Annotated in this window: 20 protein-coding genes; 13 read left to right on the plus strand and 7 right to left on the minus strand. The window is 62.0% G+C overall.

Features of this window, described 5'->3' with window-relative positions:
• The 5 genes from porA to VMH22_05655 form a co-directional block, all read right to left on the minus strand.
• A complete protein-coding gene (porA, locus tag VMH22_05635; protein HTW91173.1) occupies positions 1-1,155 on the minus strand; it encodes a pyruvate ferredoxin oxidoreductase in 1,155 nt (384 codons plus the stop codon).
• The gene (locus VMH22_05640; GenBank protein HTW91174.1) at positions 1,152-1,442 is read right to left on the minus strand and encodes a 4Fe-4S dicluster-binding protein; all 291 of its coding nucleotides are present in this window, start codon (positions 1,440-1,442) and stop codon (positions 1,152-1,154) included. The genes porA and VMH22_05640 overlap by 4 nt, the downstream gene beginning before the upstream one ends.
• A gap of 94 nt (positions 1,443-1,536) precedes the next feature.
• Positions 1,537-2,142, minus strand: a complete 606-nt coding sequence (locus VMH22_05645) for a 2-oxoacid:acceptor oxidoreductase family protein (protein HTW91175.1) — start codon at positions 2,140-2,142, stop codon at positions 1,537-1,539.
• A gap of 429 nt (positions 2,143-2,571) precedes the next feature.
• Entirely contained in the window at positions 2,572-2,805 is a 234-nt protein-coding gene (locus tag VMH22_05650; protein ID HTW91176.1) for a hypothetical protein, read from the minus strand.
• 165 nt (positions 2,806-2,970) lie between these two features.
• Positions 2,971-3,693, minus strand: coding sequence for an HNH endonuclease signature motif containing protein (locus VMH22_05655; GenBank protein ID HTW91177.1), 723 nt, complete (start codon positions 3,691-3,693; stop codon positions 2,971-2,973).
• 859 nt (positions 3,694-4,552) lie between these two features.
• On the opposite strand from VMH22_05655, the gene VMH22_05660 reads away from it, so the two are divergent.
• Together VMH22_05660 and VMH22_05665 are read left to right on the plus strand one after the other, a co-directional pair.
• Entirely contained in the window at positions 4,553-6,007 is a 1,455-nt protein-coding gene (locus VMH22_05660; protein HTW91178.1) for a hypothetical protein, read from the plus strand.
• Between the two features lie 309 nt (positions 6,008-6,316).
• Positions 6,317-7,015, plus strand: coding sequence for a SprT family zinc-dependent metalloprotease (locus VMH22_05665; GenBank protein HTW91179.1), 699 nt, complete (start codon positions 6,317-6,319; stop codon positions 7,013-7,015).
• A 113-nt stretch (positions 7,016-7,128) separates the two neighbouring features.
• Here the strand turns inward: VMH22_05665 and VMH22_05670 are convergent, their stop codons facing one another.
• Positions 7,129-7,650 (minus strand): NYN domain-containing protein, encoded by a 522-nt coding sequence (locus VMH22_05670; GenBank protein ID HTW91180.1) that lies wholly within the window; start codon positions 7,648-7,650, stop codon positions 7,129-7,131.
• 90 nt (positions 7,651-7,740) lie between these two features.
• Complete coding sequence (locus VMH22_05675; protein HTW91181.1) at positions 7,741-8,931, minus strand: tetratricopeptide repeat protein; 1,191 nt, start codon at positions 8,929-8,931, stop codon at positions 7,741-7,743.
• 525 nt (positions 8,932-9,456) lie between these two features.
• Between VMH22_05675 and VMH22_05680 the strand changes: the two genes are divergently transcribed.
• The 11 genes from VMH22_05680 (at position 9,457) to VMH22_05730 (ending at position 18,243) form a co-directional block, all read left to right on the plus strand.
• Positions 9,457-10,098 (plus strand): MotA/TolQ/ExbB proton channel family protein, encoded by a 642-nt coding sequence (locus VMH22_05680; GenBank protein ID HTW91182.1) that lies wholly within the window; start codon positions 9,457-9,459, stop codon positions 10,096-10,098.
• A 25-nt stretch (positions 10,099-10,123) separates the two neighbouring features.
• Positions 10,124-10,546: a biopolymer transporter ExbD gene (locus VMH22_05685; protein ID HTW91183.1), complete on the plus strand. Its 423-nt coding sequence runs from the start codon at positions 10,124-10,126 to the stop codon at positions 10,544-10,546.
• Positions 10,543-10,941, plus strand: coding sequence for a biopolymer transporter ExbD (locus VMH22_05690; GenBank protein ID HTW91184.1), 399 nt, complete (start codon positions 10,543-10,545; stop codon positions 10,939-10,941). Before VMH22_05685 ends, VMH22_05690 begins: the two co-directional genes overlap by 4 nt.
• 1 nt (position 10,942) lies before the next feature.
• Positions 10,943-11,698, plus strand: coding sequence for an energy transducer TonB (locus tag VMH22_05695; protein HTW91185.1), 756 nt, complete (start codon positions 10,943-10,945; stop codon positions 11,696-11,698).
• Between the two features lie 152 nt (positions 11,699-11,850).
• Entirely contained in the window at positions 11,851-13,287 is a 1,437-nt protein-coding gene (locus VMH22_05700) for an NADH-quinone oxidoreductase subunit L (GenBank protein ID HTW91186.1), read from the plus strand.
• A 6-nt stretch (positions 13,288-13,293) separates the two neighbouring features.
• Positions 13,294-15,147: a proton-conducting transporter membrane subunit gene (locus VMH22_05705; GenBank protein HTW91187.1), complete on the plus strand. Its 1,854-nt coding sequence runs from the start codon at positions 13,294-13,296 to the stop codon at positions 15,145-15,147.
• Positions 15,144-16,637 carry a proton-conducting transporter membrane subunit gene (locus VMH22_05710; GenBank protein HTW91188.1) on the plus strand — a complete coding sequence of 498 codons (1,494 nt, stop codon included), beginning with the start codon at positions 15,144-15,146 and terminating at the stop codon, positions 16,635-16,637. Before VMH22_05705 ends, VMH22_05710 begins: the two co-directional genes overlap by 4 nt.
• Positions 16,638-17,183, plus strand: a complete 546-nt coding sequence (locus tag VMH22_05715) for an NADH-quinone oxidoreductase subunit J (protein HTW91189.1) — start codon at positions 16,638-16,640, stop codon at positions 17,181-17,183.
• Positions 17,173-17,487 carry an NADH-quinone oxidoreductase subunit K gene (locus tag VMH22_05720; protein HTW91190.1) on the plus strand — a complete coding sequence of 105 codons (315 nt, stop codon included), beginning with the start codon at positions 17,173-17,175 and terminating at the stop codon, positions 17,485-17,487. The genes VMH22_05715 and VMH22_05720 overlap by 11 nt, the downstream gene beginning before the upstream one ends.
• A 1-nt stretch (position 17,488) precedes the next feature.
• Positions 17,489-17,809, plus strand: coding sequence for a hypothetical protein (locus VMH22_05725; GenBank protein ID HTW91191.1), 321 nt, complete (start codon positions 17,489-17,491; stop codon positions 17,807-17,809).
• On the plus strand, positions 17,809-18,243 hold the full coding sequence (locus VMH22_05730) for an NADH-quinone oxidoreductase subunit B family protein (GenBank protein HTW91192.1): 435 nt from the start codon (positions 17,809-17,811) through the stop codon (positions 18,241-18,243). The genes VMH22_05725 and VMH22_05730 overlap by 1 nt, the downstream gene beginning before the upstream one ends.
• Positions 18,244-18,406: the final 163 nt, after the last annotated feature.

An 18,406-nucleotide genomic window follows, 5' to 3' on the forward strand; every position in this document is an offset into this window, starting at 1 on the left:
TTACCTCACTCCGATATAGGTCACGAGGTCTTCTTTCTTACCCGCGTACGCCTGCTCCAGCACTGTAGCGGCATCGGTGAGCGAGAACTCCTTGCCGCCGAGCCCGTACACATACGAAAGCATCTTCGGCCGCGTCGGCGAGTCGTAGAGCGCCGAGCTTATCTCGGTGAAGAGTGCGCCGCCCCATGCGTTGACCGTGTCGGCGCGGTCCATCACCGCGACCGTCTTGAACTTCGCCAGTGACTCCTTCAGTACCTGGTGCGGCAGGGGCCGGAACACGCGTAGTTTCACCATCCCGACCTTCTTGCCCTGGTTACGCATCGTGTCCACCGCGTCACGCATCGTGCCGCAGGCCGAACCCATCAAGAGCACAACCGCTTCCGCGTCCTCGCAGCGGTATTCGTCGATGATCCCGTAGCCCCGGCCGAACTTCTGCTTGAACTCGGCCTGCACTTCCTCGATTATCGGCAGCGCCTGGTTCATGCCCTCAATCTGCGATCGCTTGAACTCGAAGAAGTAATCCTGCATCGTCGCCGGCCCCACAAGGATCGGCTTCTTGATATCGAGCAGGTTCCAGTTCGGCTTGTACGGCCCGATGAACTCGCGCACCGGCTTGTCCTCGAACGTCTCAATCCGCTCCATGCAGTGGGACAGGATGAACCCGTCCACCGCGCAGATTGCGGGTAGCGACGTCCGCTCGGCAATCTTCACGCACTGGATGAGCGTGTCATAGCCCTCCTGCACGGTTTCGCAGAAGAACTGCAGCCAGCCCGAGTCGCGCGAAGCGAGCGAATCCGAATGGTCGCCGTGGATGTTCAGCGGCGACGAAACCGAGCGCGAGGCAATCGGCATCACTATCGGCAGTCGGAGACCGCCGGCGATGAATAGCATCTCATGCATCAACATGAGCCCCTGCGACGCGGTCGCGGTCATCGTCCGACAGCCGGACGCGGCCGAACCGATACAGGCGGCCATGGCCGAATGCTCGCTCTCCACCGCCACGAACTCGGAATCCACCTTGCCGTCGCTCACATACTGGGCGAATATCTGCACGATTTCGGTCGAGGGCGTAATCGGGTACGCGGCGACCACGTCGGGGTTGATCTGCCGCATCGCGTACGCCAGCGCCTCGTTGCCAGTCTTGGCAAGTATCATTTCCTCTCCTCTTCCATCGTGATGGCCTGCACCTTGGTCGGGCAGACCTGCGCGCAGATGCCGCAGCCCTTACAGTAGTCGTAGTTGATGCCGGTCACCTTGCCGTCCTTGACCATGACGGCGGCGTCCGGGCAGAAAATCCAGCAGTTCAGGCAGTGGATGCACTTCTCCGCGTTCCAGCACGGCCGCTGGGACCGCCACGCGCCGGTCTTGTTCTCGAGCACGGCCTTCGGGTCCTCGATAATCGCCCCGCAAGGCAGCTCTTTCCAGCTCTTCAGTTTCGCCATGTCGCCCCCACATTCGCCATTCGCCATTCGCCATTCGCCGTTCGCTTCTGACTTCTAGCTTCTAGCATCTGACTTCTGACTTCGCCCGGTGCCGCTAGCATCGAACCTCCTCGTACGCCCGGCGGACGCTGACAAGGTTCGGCTCGACGAACTTCTCCTTGCCGCCGCGGAACTTCTCGCCCAGCTTGTGCTTGATTGCCTTCATCATCGGCTCGAACTCAAGCACCCCGGTCGCCTTCACCAGCGCGCCGAGCATCGGCGTGTTGGGCACGTTCTTGCCGACGGTCTCCATCGCGATCTTCGACGCATCCACCACGTAGAGCTTGATGCCCGCAGGCAGGTTCAGCCGCTTGCGCAACTCGGCCGGGTCAACGTTCGAATTCACCAACAGGATACCGCCGTCCTCGAGGCCGTCAGTGACCTTGGCCGGCTCGATGAGCGATGCGTCGAGCACGACCACGACGCGGGGATTCTTCATCCCGGCGTGAGAACGGATCGGCTTGTCGGAAAGCCGGTTAAACGCGGCCACCGGCGCGCCCATCCGCTCCGGCCCGTACTCCGGGAAGGCCTGGATGTAGAGCCCGGTATCCAGCGCGGCTTCGCCGAACAAGAGCGCCGCGGTCTTTGCGCCCTGCCCGCCGCGCCCGTGCCAGCGGATTTCCAGCGGCTGGCCGCCGAGCATAAAGCAGGATTCAGCCATCATGTCTCCAATCAACAGAGCCCGTCACCGGCCCATGTGGCCGGCAACTGCGCTCCATCATTCGTTAGTCTCAACTCGGAAATCTTGCCTCAAATATTGTCGGTGCGGACTCAAATGTTATCAGGATGCGGCCGAAAGTCAACTCGACCTCCCTCACCTGCGCGTCGTCCAAGTCCTCGATTTCCGGCAGCAACTGCTCCCTGACTGTGTTCCTTTGCTCCCGCCAGACTCAAATCGTAGCCGCAGTCGAGTGACGGTAAATGCAGAGCCGTCAGCCGTCTTCGATCCGCCGACCTAGCATCGTCGATCTAGAATCTGGAACCCCAGAGCGTGGGCTCGTGCTTGGGCTTGTGCGGGCTGCTCTTGGGTAGCGGTGTGCTTGAAGCTCGCGGCCTGTGACTTCGGCATCGTCGTCAGCCACGGCCGGGTCTAGTGCGCCAGTGCTGCCCCGAGATAGTACGGCCAGATGATGATGGCGAGCACGCCCTTCCAGAAGAACGGCATGTGCAGGTAGCCGATGCTGAACAGCCAGCCGATGCACCAAATCGAACCCATCATCGGCCCGCCATGTGCACCCCGATGATGCCTGTGGTGATGCTTGTGGCAATGCTCCTTGTCCTCATAGCGGCCATCGGACTCCGACCGGGTGTGTTCGTCTGACATGGTATCTCCTTTTTCTGCTCCGGGTTACCTGCATGCCTGCACCGGATTCTAGAACTCGCGGGCGCGGATGTCAAACTGGCGCGGGTTCGGCTAATCTACAATCGACAATCTGCAATCACAAATGCCTGGGGATGGGCCGGCGGAGATGGGGCAGTGGCCTGTGAATCAGTGATTGCCCGACAGGATCCAGGAGCCGGACTTCCCGGTCGCTACGTGGACGAGCAGCTTTCTGTTCTTTAGCCCGAACCGCTCGGCAAGCGCTTTGGTGCATCCGAGCCGAACCCGCTCGAACACCCGACCGTGCCGATGCACCTTCACCTTCGGCAGTTTCGCGTAGGCGCGTCGAATCGCCAGCACCCTGGCCGGTGTCAGCCCCCGAAGCTCGTCCGATACATTGACCCGGGACCCGGCTCGGAGAGTTCGCCACCTTCTCTCGCGTCCCGTCGCCAGTATCAAATGTCGCGGGTTGCAGCAGGGACGACCGTCGAGCTTGTGGATGACCAGCGCTCGCTTGGGGATTGGCCCATAATCGCGTTCGTATATCCGCCGGTGGACATAGTGGCGACCGGGGCCGAAAACCGCGTAACCGTTGGCCTTGTAGCCCAGCCAGGGCCAGCACTCGTCGTCACCGCGCACGTCAACCAGTGCGACGAGCTTGTCGATGCCCAGGCGCATTGCCGTGTAGAACGCACGTTCGACCTTCCAGCCGTAGCCGGATACGCAGTCCTGCCTGGTGTTGACCGGCTTGTAGGGCAGAAGGACCTTCAGCTGGCGGATACGTTCACGCGATACGCCGACCATCCGGGCAAGCTCCGCTTCGGTGCAGCTCGATGCCTTCTCACCCAGCGCTAGTATCCGGTCGAGCGCTAATGGCGCTTGTCTATTCATACCTCGGGGAAAAAGGGACAGCTTCCGTGTGCCGGTTCTCCGTCAATGTCGGGAAGGACTCAGTCTCCAGCACTCGTGGATTCTAGGACTCGCGGGCGTGGTTGTCAAACCGGGGGGTTCACCCCAAGGGGATACAGACACACGCGGAAAACGGGGACTGAGCCCATCAGCGGGAAGAACAACTCGGGAGGCAATTCTCCAAGCAAGCCGGAGAGCAACGGTCAGAGCTACCTCGGGAGCAACGAGGACGGCAACCGGCGGAGTTACCCGGGCCGCAACGCTCCGACCAACCCGGAAAGGAACCGGTGGAGCAACCCGTAGACTAACCCTGAGAGCAAACCGGAGAGGAACCGGTAGACCAACCCGGCGAATTCCGGTGGAGGTTCATCCGGGAATTGCGGTGGAGATAACCCTCCGAACGATCTACAAAGCAACTCTGTCCGCAACCTCCTCAACGACGTAGGGGATGAGGGATTCGGTTTCGCAGGCTGTGGCCTAACGCCAAATTTCTCAAGCAGATAGCACCGAAATCCGCCCCGGAGTCTCGTATACGAAGGAGTACACAAGACCGCCCAACCTCCAATCAACAACCTGCAATTCAGAACGGCCGACGCCGCTGCACCCGCGCCATTCTACAAAGTTGAGTATTGCCCGCATGCTGCATTACTCTCGATGTGATATCTCGCACTCAGGGCAGCCCGGCCGTGAGCGGTTGGCCGTTGGCGGTCCAACCCCGCCGATTTGACACCACTGCGGGCGAGTCTAGAATCTTGCCACGGACGGGAGTTCCAACGGACAGGTATATATAGTCAGTGGACTTGATGACATCTTGTCCCGGCCGTGCTTGCAAGGAGGAATCATGAGCGGGAGATACTTGACCGTGCTCTGCGTGCTGTTGGCCGGTATGACCGTGCCGCTTGGCTGCAAGAGCCAGGTCATTACCGTGACGGTCCCATCCGGCCCGGAAACCGGGCATCCGTATTCGGTGCTGAGTTACACCAGCTCCGCGACCAGCCCGAGTGGCGACAGCGTGGCCATCCGGTTCGACTGGGGTGACGGCGACACTTCGGCGTGGTCGGGCTGGCTGCCGAGCGGCGGAGCTGCGTCTGACTCGCACTCGTGGTCGGTAGCCGATACTTTTCTTGTCCGTGCCCAGGCCAAGGACGCAGACGGACATAGCTCTGACTGGTCCAATCCGTTGGGCGTCGCCATTGCAGCAACGTGGACCAAGACCTTTGGCGGCACTGCCGATGACGAGGGCTTTGCGGTCGTGCAGGCCGCCGACCACGGCTATGTGGTGGCCGGACACACCTATTCGTATGGCACGGGTGCGGGTGACATCTACGTCATCAAGACCGATGCCGGCGGAAGTCAGGTCTGGAGCAACACCTTCGGCTCCGATGGTTATGACGCCGGCTATGCGGTTGCGGCCACTTCTGATGGATACGTCATCGCCGGAACGAGCTACAACGACGGCATGGGCGCAAGCAACGCTTCTCTCATCAAGGTCGACTCATCGGGTAATAGGGTCTGGGGCAGGAGCTATGGCTTTCTTGGCGCAGACGTCGCCTTTGCGGTCCAACCGACCAGTGACGGCGGGTACATTCTCGCGGGCCAAACCGGGTTCTTCAGCAGCGGGGGAAGCGATGTCTATCTGGTCAAGACCGATGCCGAAGGCAACCAACTGTGGTATAAGAATCTCGGCGGGCCCCACAATGACGTGGGCCGCTCGGTGCATCAGACGGGTGACGGCGGGTACATAATCCTGGGCGAGACCGACACGATTGGTAGTGGTTTGAGCGACATGTATCTGATCAAGACCGATGCGTCCGGCAACCAGGTCTGGGCCAGGACCTTTGGCGGTGGAGGCCATAACCACGGATACTCCGTCCAGATTGCCTCCGACGGAGGTTACATCCTGGCCGGCCAGACCGAGGGAGGAGCCGGCGGTGGTGACGTCTATCTGGTCAAGACCGACGCGTCCGGGAACCAGGTCTGGGCCAAGACCTATGGCGGCAGCCAGACCGACGGAGCCCACTCCATCCAACGGACCGCGGACGGCGGGTACATAATCGCGGGCATGACCGCGTCGTTCGGAGCCGGGATGTTCGATGTCTACCTGCTGAAAATCGACGCGAACGGCGACACCGTGTGGACCAGGACCTATGGCGGTGCCAGCAGCGATGTCGGAGATGCGGTCCAGGTGACTTCCGACGGCGGGTACATAGTCTCGGGCATGACGTCGTCTTACGGCGCCGGCGGCAACGACGTCTGGCTCATCAAGACCGACGCTCAGGGCGAAGTTAAGCCATGAACCGGACGGAACGGCCGGCAGTGGACGACGCGCACTAGGCCGAGGCCGGCCCGGTCGATATGGAGACCCGGGAGTTTCGGAGACTGACCAGACTCATGGGCGCGGCAGGTATCGTTCAGCGTTGCATCGTACATCGTTGTTCGTTCGCCGGAAGGACAGCGGGTAGCGCCGGCAAACGATGAACGCTGTCAGGTCTCTCCCGAACGAACACGGACGGCTGACGGTTGACAGCTTGCGGCTTGCCGTTCGCGGTCCGCATGAGGACGGAATTCGAGTTGCAGAGCGAGGCGTTGCGCGTGTTCGAGCTAGATGCGACTGAACGACGGGACTGAGTTGGTCTACCGAGTCAGGGAGCACCCGCGTGCCCGGCGAGTGCGCCTGGTGGCGTCACTTCACGACGGAATGGTGGTGACCGTTCCGCGCGGGTTCGACCGGAGTCGGATTCCGGAAATCCTCGAGCAGAAGCGCACCTGGATCGAACGGGCGCTGCGCCGATTCCCCATGAGGCCGGAACCCTATCGCCCGCCGTTGCAGATTGCGCTTCTGGCCGTAGGTGAAGAGTGGGTCGTCGAGTATGAAACCGGAGAACCCGGGCGCGTGACGTTGGTCAAACGCGGGGACCGGACGCTGCACGTGTCCGGCGCCATCGACCGCTCGAACGCGGTACGGCGAGTGCTGGAGCTATGGTTGACGAGTCAGGCACGCCGGCACCTGGTTCCATGGTTGGGCCGAACGGCCGGCGAACTGGGGTTCGCGCTGAGCGGCGTCTCCGTACGCACGCAACGGACCCGATGGGCGAGTTGCTCGCACCGCGGGACAATCAGCCTGAATGCACGGCTGCTCCTGGTTCCTCCGGACCTGGTGCGCTACGTGTTTGTCCACGAGCTGGTGCATACGCGCCATCCGAACCACTCACGCGAGTTCTGGCAGGCAGTAGCGGTTCACGTTCCGGACTACCGCGACAAGACCAAAGAACTGAGACGCCTCTGGCGTACGCTTCAAGTCTGAGGGGCGGCGGCGGGTGCGGATGACGCGAGCCTGTCGCTGGGAGCCGGATTGCGACGAGCACCGCCGCAGTCTCACTGTCAGACGGCGGCGACTGTCGGCTTACAGCTTGCGGCTCAGGGCTTGCTGCCCTTGTCCAGGCGGCCCTTGCGGAAGAACTCTTCCCACTCCAGGACTTCGGTCGGTGAGAGCGGGGCTTCCTGGTCGATTCGTGGCTGTGAGCGACCGGCGGATGGCGACCGGCGAATAGGGCCAAGCTGTGCCGCGAACTCGGCTGAGGGAATAGTCTTCGCCCGGTAGTCGCGGGCGAAGATGATGATGGAGTTGTCGGAGGTGACAACGGTCCATGACTTGGGACTCTTTTCCAGCGCTAGCATGTTCTTTATCTTGGCGTCAGCGTTCTGCGGTGCGCGGGAGAAGACGACCTCGACGCCACCCGGCGGCTGGGTCTGCGGTCCGCCGGCGCCGCGGCCGTCGAATACGACCGTGACCCGTACGTTCCGCCTTGAGCGATAGACGGCGAGCTTCGACACGAGCCCATCCCGCGCCCGCTCCAGGTCGCTGTCGACCAGTCGGGCGAGCTCGGGCATGGCGTGAATCAGATTATACCCATCGATGACGATTCGCGGCTGAGCCATTACTCGGGATCCTGGTCTAGGACCATGGGGCAGGAAGCGTAAGGTCAGGCGACTCGTCGCCTGACCCTACGCTGTTTCGATTGTCCCCGGCTATCGTACCGACCGCTCCAGCTTGAGTGACTTGAGGAATCTGTCGACATAGGCGAGCTTGGCTGTCGCGTAGTCCCGGACATCCGGGTCGGACGATGCTCGTTCGTAGTAGCCCTTCGCCTCGTTGCAGAGCTCGATTGCCTCGTCGAGCACCGAAGTTTGGACGTCAGCCAGATTCTTGCCGACGAGACTCTCTGCTCGATTCAGGCAGACGTCACCCATGTCGGCCACGGCGATCATGTCGTGCGGGTCCAGCTTGAACACCCTGCGCAGCAGCGGCTCGGCCCCGGTGTTGTTGTTCTGAGCTATCAGCACCTCGGCCTTGAACCGGTACGGCAGCGGCTGGGTGGTGTCGCGCGCGATGAGTGTGTCGTAGGCCTGAGATGCATCCTTCAGCCTCCCGACCTTCTGGTAGGCGGCGCCGAGCCGGAGGAGCGTGGAGCTGTTGCCCGGGTCAAGCGTGAGCAGGGTCTCGAGCTGGGCGACTGCCTTGTCGAACTTGCCCATGCCGGCATAGGCGTCGGCCAGCTTGTTACGGACCTCAGGCAGCTTGGGGTACTTCGCGGCCAGCGGCTCAATCGAGGCAGCGGCCTCCGCATAGCGCTTCTGACGGAACAGGAAGTCGGTCCAGTTCCACACTACCGAAAGCTCATCCGGGAACCGGGCTATCGCCTGTTTGTATACGGAATCGGCGCTGGTCTTGCGGTTCCACTTCAGGTAGACGTCGGCCACGCCGTTGTAGAGGTCGGCGTTGCTGGAGTCATGGGCCAGCCCGTCCTTGTAGGTAGCGAGGGCCTCGGTATCGCGCCCAGCGGTCAGCAGCATGTCGCCCAGGCTCTGGTAGGCCTTGGCCTGCCGGGGACTGACTGCGATGGCCCGACGGTAGTCCGCCTCGGCGCTCTTGGCGTCGTTCGTCCGCTGGTAGACCGTTCCGAGCATGAGGTAAACGTCGTAGTAGGTCGAATCGTACTCAAGCGCCCGCTTCAGATTCTTGGCCGCTGCCGCCGTGTCGCCCGACCCAAAGTAGCCGGCGCCGATGCTGTAGTACTGTTTGGCCGTGTCGCGCCTGGCCTCTTCCGGGGTCTGCACCGGCTGCTGAACGGTCTTGGTGGTCGTCGCGCAGCCGACCAGCAGCAGGCACGCGGTCGCGACCGCCAGCCCGGCTGAAACACACAGGGTTCTCTTCGTCATTGTCAAAACTCCTTCGCTATCTCCAGCGTCCTTGCCATGTGGAAATACACTCGGAGCCAGTCTGCACGACCGCCGTGAACCGACCGGCACCGGGCTCCGCCGCTCTGCGATTGTCGATTAAGAATGCCAAAACCATCAACCATAGTCAAGACCGCGCGCGGTCCTGCCCCGAGGCGGTCGTCGCCGCGGCCGGACGGAACGGAGCTTCCAAGTCCATGGTATATAGATATACAACCGTGAATTGGACGAACCCATGCCCGAGCGCGACGCAGTGAAGAGAGCCCGGCCGGACCGACCGGCGGCGTCCGGCTTGCTTCTATTTCGGCCCGACGACCGCGGCCGCGGGCAGGAACGATTTGACAGAAACATAGCCCTCGCGTATTATGTCTGGCTGGATCGTCCGGGAACGGCGCGACCGGCAAGCGGCAGTTATGCACAAGCGCCAAAGTCGGCACGGTGGTTCGACGTGCCGGTATGGGCTGGCAGCATTCGCCGACACCTAATCACACAAGGAGCAAAGACGCAATGATACTCGGGCAGAGCCTTTTCTCGATTATGAAAGCCAGCATCCCGAACATGATGCTGGTGCTCGCGTCCATACTGGCCGTGGCGCTCATCATCGAGCGCTTCATCTTCTTCACCCGCAACCGCTTCAACGCTGACAAGGGACTCGCCGAGTTCCAGAAGCAGCTCACGAGCGGCGGGGCAAGCAAGGCGCTTACCTGGGCCAAGGGCAATAAGAACCCTCTGGGACGCATGTTCGTCACCGCGCTCGAGAATGCGGAATTGACGAGCGAGCAGTTGTACGGCGTCCTCTACGGCCTGACTCTCAGAGAAAGGATGCTCTTTGAGAAGCTGCTGGGAGGCATGGGCACGCTGGCAAACGCCGCGACCCTGCTCGGGCTGCTCGGAACGGTCACTGGCCTGATCCGCGCGTTCGGTAACATCGCCGCCACCGGTTCCGGCGGACCGGCCGTCGTCGCCGGCGGTATCAGCGAAGCGCTCCTCGCGACCGCGTTCGGTCTGTTCGTCGGTATCCCGACCCTGTTCTTCGCGAACTACTTCTCGAAGAAGGCGGCCGACATCGCCTCGACCCTCGAAAGCACCTCCGACCTGGTGATTGTTGTCATGGAGAGAGCCAAGGGCAAGACCCCGTCCGCGAGCTAGGCGCGGCAGACCACTCTAAACGACGATGTGGATTAGACGTCGTAAACGCGAGTCGCCCTGCCCGACCGAGATGATCATCAACTCGCTGGTTGATATCGCCCTCTGTCTCGTCATCGGGTTCATGGTCGCCATGCCCCTATTCTTCGAAACCGGTCTGTTCGTATCCGCACCGAGCGTCAAGAAGGTGACCGGAGATGAACCGACCTCGGACATCAAGGCCAGTGTGTTCCTGGCCAACGACGGCAGCATCACGCTGAACGAGGCCCCGGTTACCCCGGAGCGACTGGCCGAACTCCTGCCGAAGCTGATTGAGCGCAGCCCGACGAAGCGCGTGGTCATCTCCAGCGGCGACCAGGTGAGCTACGCCCGGGTAATGCGGGTGCTGGACCTAGCCAAGCAGAACGGCGCCATGGACCTGGCGCTGCTGAGAAACCGGAGCGCGCAATGAAGCCGCCTCCTAATCTGCAGATCTGGCCGCTTGCGGCCGTGGCGCTGGTGCTCGTGCTCATCATGATGGTGATATCACCGCTGGTAGTCTCACTCAACAGCACGCCGGTCGACCTTCCCCAGACCCATTCTTCGGAGCGCAAGGTCGAGAGCGCCCGCACGATAACCTACACGGCCGACGGCCGGCTGCTGGTTGATGACAAGCCACTGGCGGACCTCCAGGCACTGGCCGACAGCGTCTCGGTATCGGTCCAGAAGGACCCTTACGTACTTGTGGTCGTGCGTGCCGACACCACGATCAATAGCTGGAAAGTGCTCGATATCCTGAGCACGGCCCGGCGCGCCGGTGCCCAGCGTATCGTCTGCGCGACCAAGAAATTCAGGGAGGGCTATTAACATGTCCGGCTCCTTGCTACTCACCCTGCCGGATCGACGTGAACACGTCGGCCGGATGTTCGGGCTGTGTGTAGTCATTGCACTCTTGCTGCACGGACTCTTTGTTGCGTGGTTGTCCATGCCTCACAAGTCGTCCGGCGGGGGGATGACCGCTGCCAGTGTGGACATGGAGAACGTCCACTTCGCCGACCAGACGGCCACGCCGGATGCCCCGACCGACATGAGCTACCGTCCCGAAGTCGCCAACGTGTTGCCTCAGGCGGGCGCGGGCGGTGACGCCGCAGGCCCGGACAACGCTGGTGCGCAGGCCAAGATGAACGTCGACCAGTTGGACGCGGGTGAGGCCGGCGGCGGCGACGTTCTGAAAGTAGGCGATGGTAAGAGTCTCGATGACCTGCTTGCGCTGCCTAAGGCCGGCGGTGCCGGCAAGCCGGGCGTCGGCTATCGTATCAAGCAGTACCCGCCGACCGTACCGTTCTACAAGGTCGAGGTCAAGCCGACGCCGATAAAAGTCCCGGTGCCGCTTTACCCGGACGCGGTTCGCACCGCCGGTATCGAAGGCTCGGTCGTGGTCGAGGCATTGCTTGACTTGGATGGTTCGGTGATGGATTCACGCGTCCAGAAGAGCTCAGGCAATGAACAACTGGACGAAGCGGCGTGCGACGCCGCGAAGCTTGCCAAGTTCACACCGGCCAAACAGCGAGACAACCCGGTAAGAGTCTGGATTTCCATACCTTATCACTTTACGCTCCACTAGCCGGCATTTGAGCTGAGCCCGCCTCTGAGAGGAGGCTCAGCGGCCAAACGTGACCGCAGGTCAAATAGCGACCTGCGGTCACGCTGCTTCCGGAATAATGAGCCGGTGCGCAGCTTGACTTTGCGCGCTGGGGTATTATATTTCTGGCCCGCGTGCCTACAGCGAATGTCCTCCTCATTATCGGCGTGCCTTTGCTGGGTGCGCTGACCATTCCCCTAGTAGCGCTGTTCGGCCGAGCTGCCCGCACGGTATGGGCAAACCTGCTGGCATTCGGCACGTTCGCAAGCGCGGCCCTTCTCATACCGCAGGTCCTGACCGGGGCTCAGGGAACCGTACTCAGAACCACCGCGCTGAACTTCATCGGCATCCACAACCTCTTCCAGGTTGACGCGCTGGCTTTGTTCGTCGCCCTTGCCTCCTCAGGCATCGGCGCGCTGATTGTCCTCTACTCCACCGGCTACATCGCCCACACCGACAACGAGACCGAGTACCACACCATGGTGCTGCTCTTCATCGGCTCGATGATGGGCTTGGTCTTCTCGGCCAACCTGATCTTCCTGTATATCTTCTGGGAGATAGCCGGCATCTGCTCCTGGCGGCTCATCGGCTACTACCGCAAGCCGGAGTACACGCGGAAAGCGGACAAGGCGTTCGTGGTGACATTCATGGGCGCGTCGCTGATGCTGTTCGGCTTCTTCATGATATTCTCCCGCACGCAGACGTTTGACATCGCGGCGCTGCGCGGGTTCCCGATCGGGTCCGTGGCGATGATGCTCATCTTCGCTGGGATGATTGCCAAGTCAGCCACATTCCCGCTCCATACGTGGCTGCCCGACGCCGGCATCGCGCCCTCGACCGTCACCGGCCTGCTCCACGCCGCAGTGCTGGTGAAGATCGGTGTCTACGCCTTTGCCCGGCTCTTCTGTTATACCTTCACCCTGCCGACCTACGCACCAACCCTGTTGGGCGGGATTGCCATCGGCTCGGCCTTTGTCGCGGCCTGCGCCGCCCTGGTCGAGAACGACATCAAGCGCATCCTGGCGTACTCAACCGTCAGCCAGCTCGGCTACATCTTCCTCGGCTTTGCGATGCTCCACAACCAGGTCGCGCTGTCGGGAAGCATCTTCTACTTCCTTGCCCACGGACTGGGCAAGGCCGCGCTCTTCCTCTGTGCCGGCGTGATTGAACACCAGACCCACACCAAGGATATCCGTCAGCTCGGCGGCCTGATAAAGACGATGCCGATAACCGCGGTCGTCTTCCTGGTCAGCGCCCTCTCGGTCATTGGCATGCCGCCGTTCGCCGGGTTCTTCTCCAAGTTCATGGTCGTGGCCGGCACCCTGCAGCAGGGCGAGACCGCTCTCGCCGTAGTCGCGATTGGCACCGCGTTCCTCACGCTCATCTACCTCCTGCGCGTATTCAACAAGGTCTTCCTGGGCGAGCCGACTCATCCGACCGTGGCCGAAGGTACTCCCTCGATGCTATTTGTCCTCTCGGTCTTCGCGCTGCTCTCCCTGTTCGGTGGCCTCTTCGTGTCCGGGCCGATGAACCTGGTCCGGGTCGCTGTTACCCAGATTGTGGCGAGGTAGGGGCAGATGATACTCGCGGCGATGTTCATCCCGATTATCCTCGGAGTCATCGTCTACCTCGTGCCGCGCAAGCTGAATCGCGGCCACGAACTCCTGGCGCTGGCCGGCACGGTCGTCACATTCATCCTTGCCGTCAGGCTCTTCGCGCTCGGCACGGCCAACGTCAGCTACAACTGGTTCACCATGGGCAACACCACGGTCGCGTTCGACTTCCGCCTCTATCCGTTCAGCCGCTTCATCATGGCCGCGGCGTCGGCCTTCGCGATGCTCATCACGCTCTACTCCTGGAAGCCGATTGCGGGACACAGCCGGATCAATGAGTATTACGCCTACCTGCTCATCTGCCTGGGTGCGACCAACGGTGCGGTGCTCAGCAACAACTTCCTGCTGCTCCTCGTGTTCTGGGAGACGCTGCTCATCCTCACCTACCTCTTCATCACGCTGGGCAAGCAAGGCGCCTACAAGACCGCGACCAAGAGCCTGATTCTCGGCGGCGTCGCCGACTTCCTGATGATTCTGGGCGTCGGCGTGCTCTGGATGCGGACCGGGACCCTGACCATGACCGACCCGAGCCTGCCGGTGGTCACGACCGGGTATGCCGGTGCCGCGTTTATCCTGATGATGATCGGCGCGTCGGCCAAGGCCGGCTCGATGCCGTTCCACACTTGGATACCGGATGCCGCGATTGACGCTCCCCTGCCGTTCATGGCCTTCCTGCCGGCAGCTTTGGAGAAGCTGCTCGGCATCTACCTGCTTGCACGCATCGGACTCGACTTCTTCCGGCTCGACCGGACCATGTCCATCGTCACGATGACACTGGGTGCCGTAACCATCCTCTTACCGGTCTTTGCCGCGCTGGTCCAGAAAGACTACAAGAAACTACTTTCCTTCCACGCCATCAGCCAGGTCGGATACATGGTCATGGGCATCGGCACTAACGTCGCGCTGGGAGTGGCCGGCGGCGTCTGGCACATGCTCAACCACTCGATGTACAAGAGCACGCTCTTCCTGACTGGCGGTTCGGTTGAGAAGCAGACCGGGACCACCGACCTCCGCCAGTTGGGCGGCCTCGGAAAGAAGATGCCGCTGACCGCCCTCTGCGCCTTCATCGCCGCGGCGTCCATCTCCGGCATCCCGCCGCTCAACGGCTACTTCAGCAAGGAGCTTGTCTACCACGGGGCCCACGAGACCGGGCTCTGGATATTCGTTATCGCCGCCATGCTCGGCTCGACCATGACCCTGGTCTCATTCCTCAAACTGACCTTCACCACCTACCTCGGTCAGAAGAAGCAGGCCCTTGAAGAGACCAGGGAAGCCCACTGGACCATGCTCGTGCCGATGCTCATCATCGCGGCGGGCTGCGTCCTTTTCGGCGTCTACAACCAGTTGCCCATCCGGCTCTTCATCCAGCCCTTGATATCCGCGCCCGGGGTCCCGTTCAGCAGTGTCGAAGTCGCCCAGCATTCCTGGCTGGTGACACCGATAACGCTGCTCGCCTTGGCGTTCCTTGCCCTCGGGTTTGTCGCCTTCTTTGTCGGCCGGGCCCGCACCCACGAGTCCCTGACCGCAATGGACTATGTCCACGACGCGCCGGTGCTGCGGACCCTGTACGGCTGGTCGGAGAAGCGGTACTTCGACATTTACGAACAGGGTGTCCGCTTCCTCCGCTGGCTGGCCGGCCTGGTCTTCCGTTTCATCGAGCGTCTGGCCGACTATCTGGTTGAAGGTACGGCGTGGCTGGGCGTTGCACTCGGCCAGCAGGTTCGCAAACTGCACACCGGCCTGCTTGCCGTCTACCTCTCCTGGGTCATCTTCGGCATCGTAATCCTGCTGCTGCTGGTCGGTGGAGTCTTCAAATGAGCGAAGGCTGGCTTCTCGCATTCGTGTTCCTGCCGATAGCCGGGGCCGCGCTCATACCGGTCGCGGAGAAGATTGCTAAATGGCTCACCGACACCATTGCCGTTGCGGTCCTTGCCGCACTGCTGGTCGGCGGCCTCGCCTTGTCCGGCTGGGTCCGCGAGGTCGGCTCGCTCAGCTTCGTGCTCCCCGGCGCGCTCCCGTCTGCCCAGACCCTCTACCTGGACAGCCTGAGCCTGCTCGTCCTGCTCGTCATCAATGCGATTGCCCTGTTCGCACTGATATTCTCGATTGAGTACATGAAACCGTATGGAGCCAAGGCCAGGTTCTATGCCCTGTTCCTCCTGCTCGTGACCGGGATGAACGGTATCGTCCTGTCCCACGACCTCTTTGGCCTGTACGTGTTCCTCGAGGTGGCGGCCGGCAGCTCCTACGCGCTGATTGCCTTCGGGCTCGAGAAGCAGCAGCTTGAGGCCGCGTTCAAGTATCTCGTCCTTTCGGCGGCGGCTTCGGCCATGATGCTGCTCGGCATCGCCCTCATCTTTGCCCAGACCGGCAGTCTGGACATGAAAGTCGTGAGCGCCGCGCTGGCCTCGGCCGGCCCTGACCGCTCCCTGCTCTTCATCGCCACCCTCTTCCTCATCGGCTTCACTTTCAAGATGGCGATGGTCCCGTTCCATGCCTGGCTGCCTGACGCCTACTCCGCGGCTCCCACGCCGGTATCGGCAACTATGGCCGGCGTCCTGAGCAAAGCGGCGGGCGTCTATGCGCTGGCCCGGGTGTTCTTCAACGTCCTCGGTATCCAGACGCTTACCGGCTTCGCCCCGGCCCTGATGGCGCTCGGCGCGCTCAGCATCGTCACCGGCTCCATTCTCGGCTTGGTCCAGACCGACTACAAACGGCTCCTGGCCTTCTCCAGCGTGGCCCAGCTTGGCTACATCCTCCTCGCCTTCGGTATCGGCACGCCACTCGCCTTTGTCGGTGCCCTCTTCCACGTGATGAACCATGCCACTTCCAAGAGCCTCCTGTTCCTCACCGCCGGGGCGACGGAACGTGCGACCGGCCTCCGGGACCTGAACCAGATGGGCGGCCTGGGCAAGAAGATGCCGGTGACGGCCACCAGCTCGGTCTTCGGCTCGCTGGCGATATCCGGCGTGCCGCCGCTCAACGGCTTCTTCAGCAAAGCGGTAATCGTTGTCGCCGCGGTAATGGCGGGCTGGCAGACGGGCAACACGGCCTACTATGTCTACGCTCTCATTGCGGTTCTCTTCAGCGTAGTCACCCTCTCCTACTTCCTGAAACTGCAGCGCAAGGCCTTCTTCGGCCTGCTGAAAGAGGAACTCGGCAAGGTCAAAGAAGTCGGGCCGGTCATGGCCGTGCCGATGGCGCTCCTGGCCTTCCTCTGCCTGGCACTGGGTCTCGCATTCCCGTGGCTCTACACCGTCCTGCTCAATCCGGCCGGGGCTGTGCTGACGTCGCTGATGGTGCGCTAGATGGTACTCCATTCTGTCCTTCTCGCCGGAATCGTCCTTTTCGCCCTGCTGGCAGTGTTCCTCAAGGACTTGCTGCGTTCCGCCATCTGTCTGGCCGTGGCCAGTATCTTCCTGAGCATCGTCTTCTTCCAGCTCGGCGCGCCCTATGCGGCGGTATTCGAACTCTCGGTCGGCGCCGGACTGGTTATGGTGCTCCTGGCCTCGGCCATCGGCCTGACCCGCCGGACTCCCCCGGAGAACGAAGAGCAGGGCAGGTCACCTGCCTTGATTCTCCCGCTCATCGCCCTGCTCGTGCTGGCTGTCATTGATATCGTGGCGTTCACAGCCATGGGGAGCCGGCTCATCGCGACGCCCGCCGAAGGGCAAGCTGCCGGCTTCGCCGAAACCCTGTGGCGCGTAAGGTGGGTCGACATTCTCGCGCAATTGGGCATAATACTGGTGGGTGTCTTCGCGATCCTGGCGCTTTTCCGAAAAGAAGGCGGCCTGATCGGGCTTGGCCCGCGTGCCAGTGAGCCTGCCGACCCCACAGAGAACCATGAATCCTAGTGCCATCTGGCTGAACGACCTCGCCATCGTAGCCGCGCTCTTCCTGCTCGGGCTGGTCGGGTTGCTCGTGATGCGCAATCTTGTGAAGCTGCTCATCTGCGCCGAGCTCCTGACCAAGGGCGTGACCCTCGCGCTTATCGCTTCGGGCTTTGCGCGAAGCAACCCCTACGTGATGCAGTCAGTCGTGGTCACGCTCATCGTCATCGAGGTCGTGATTGTGGCCATCGCCCTGGCGCTCGTCATCAACCTCTACCGCCAGACCGGGTCATTGGATATTCGCAAACTGACTGACCTGAAGTGGTGAAATGAGAATACTACTCAGCCCGCCGATTGTGTTTGTGGTCTCGCTCGGCCTCGGGCTTCTGTTCTACTGGCTGGGCCGCGCCATGGCCCCGAAGACGAACATGACTCCGGCCAAGGCCTCATCCTATGCCTGCGGTGAAGACGCGCCCATGACCAAGGCCCAGTTGAGCTACCGCCTCTTCTACTCCCTCGCCATCTTTTTCACGGTCCTGCACGTGGCGGCCCTGGTCGTAACCACGCTGCCGACCGGTCCGACTGCCGTGTTCGGCCTCGTCTACCTGGCTGTCATCGTCCTTGCGGTCTTCGCCCTGGTAACAAAATAATGGCGATACTTACCAACCTCGCAACCTGGTCCCGGGTGAAGTCGCCCTGGGTGCTTCACTTCAACGCGGGCGGTTGCAACGGCTGTGACATCGAGATTCTGGCCGCGCTGATGCCGCGCTTCGACGCCGAGCGCTTCGGGGTCCTGCTCAAGTCCACACCCCGGCACGCGGACGTCATCCTTGCTACCGGCTGCGTGACCAAGCAGATCGGCTCGCGCCTGAAGCGCATCTACGACCAGACCCCGAACCCGAAGTTCGTGATTGCGGTCGGCACCTGCGCCAGCGGCGGCGCGCCGTTCAACGGCTGCTACTGCAACCACGGCGGCATCGACCGGGTCATCCCGGTAGACATGTACATACCCGGCTGTCCGCCCCGCCCGGATGCCTTCATCTACGGCGTGGCGCAACTGCTGGCCAAACTTCAAGGCAAGTAATGACTGACGATATTCTACAGACCAAGGTCAAAGAGCACTTCGGGGACCGGTTCACCGTCACAATCCCTCATCCGAACCGGGCCTGGATTACGGTGAGCGTCGAAGAGCTGCCGGAACTGGCGAAGTGGCTCAAGGACGACCTTGGTTACTACCATTGTTCGAC

It is taken from the genome of bacterium (assembly GCA_035505375.1).
Lineage (GTDB): Bacteria > Hydrothermota > Tepidihabitantia > Tepidihabitantales > Tepidihabitantaceae > UBA2258.

Bases quoted from the DNA above. Each gene is read 5' to 3' on its own strand.
- porA (HTW91173.1), bottom strand. From the start codon at position 1,155: ATGATACTTGCCAAGACTGGCAACGAGGCGCTGGCGTACGCGATGCGG.
- VMH22_05640 (HTW91174.1), bottom strand. From the start codon at position 1,442: ATGGCGAAACTGAAGAGCTGGAAAGAGCTGCCTTGCGGGGCGATTATC.
- VMH22_05645 (HTW91175.1), bottom strand. From the start codon at position 2,142: ATGGCTGAATCCTGCTTTATGCTCGGCGGCCAGCCGCTGGAAATCCGC.
- VMH22_05650 (HTW91176.1), bottom strand. From the start codon at position 2,805: ATGTCAGACGAACACACCCGGTCGGAGTCCGATGGCCGCTATGAGGAC.
- VMH22_05655 (HTW91177.1), bottom strand. From the start codon at position 3,693: ATGAATAGACAAGCGCCATTAGCGCTCGACCGGATACTAGCGCTGGGT.
- VMH22_05660 (HTW91178.1), top strand. From the start codon at position 4,553: ATGAGCGGGAGATACTTGACCGTGCTCTGCGTGCTGTTGGCCGGTATG.
- VMH22_05665 (HTW91179.1), top strand. From the start codon at position 6,317: ATGCGACTGAACGACGGGACTGAGTTGGTCTACCGAGTCAGGGAGCAC.
- VMH22_05670 (HTW91180.1), bottom strand. From the start codon at position 7,650: ATGGCTCAGCCGCGAATCGTCATCGATGGGTATAATCTGATTCACGCC.
- VMH22_05675 (HTW91181.1), bottom strand. From the start codon at position 8,931: ATGACGAAGAGAACCCTGTGTGTTTCAGCCGGGCTGGCGGTCGCGACC.
- VMH22_05680 (HTW91182.1), top strand. From the start codon at position 9,457: ATGATACTCGGGCAGAGCCTTTTCTCGATTATGAAAGCCAGCATCCCG.
- VMH22_05685 (HTW91183.1), top strand. From the start codon at position 10,124: ATGTGGATTAGACGTCGTAAACGCGAGTCGCCCTGCCCGACCGAGATG.
- VMH22_05690 (HTW91184.1), top strand. From the start codon at position 10,543: ATGAAGCCGCCTCCTAATCTGCAGATCTGGCCGCTTGCGGCCGTGGCG.
- VMH22_05695 (HTW91185.1), top strand. From the start codon at position 10,943: ATGTCCGGCTCCTTGCTACTCACCCTGCCGGATCGACGTGAACACGTC.
- VMH22_05705 (HTW91187.1), top strand. From the start codon at position 13,294: ATGATACTCGCGGCGATGTTCATCCCGATTATCCTCGGAGTCATCGTC.
- VMH22_05710 (HTW91188.1), top strand. From the start codon at position 15,144: ATGAGCGAAGGCTGGCTTCTCGCATTCGTGTTCCTGCCGATAGCCGGG.
- VMH22_05715 (HTW91189.1), top strand. From the start codon at position 16,638: ATGGTACTCCATTCTGTCCTTCTCGCCGGAATCGTCCTTTTCGCCCTG.
- VMH22_05720 (HTW91190.1), top strand. From the start codon at position 17,173: ATGAATCCTAGTGCCATCTGGCTGAACGACCTCGCCATCGTAGCCGCG.
- VMH22_05725 (HTW91191.1), top strand. From the start codon at position 17,489: ATGAGAATACTACTCAGCCCGCCGATTGTGTTTGTGGTCTCGCTCGGC.
- VMH22_05730 (HTW91192.1), top strand. From the start codon at position 17,809: ATGGCGATACTTACCAACCTCGCAACCTGGTCCCGGGTGAAGTCGCCC.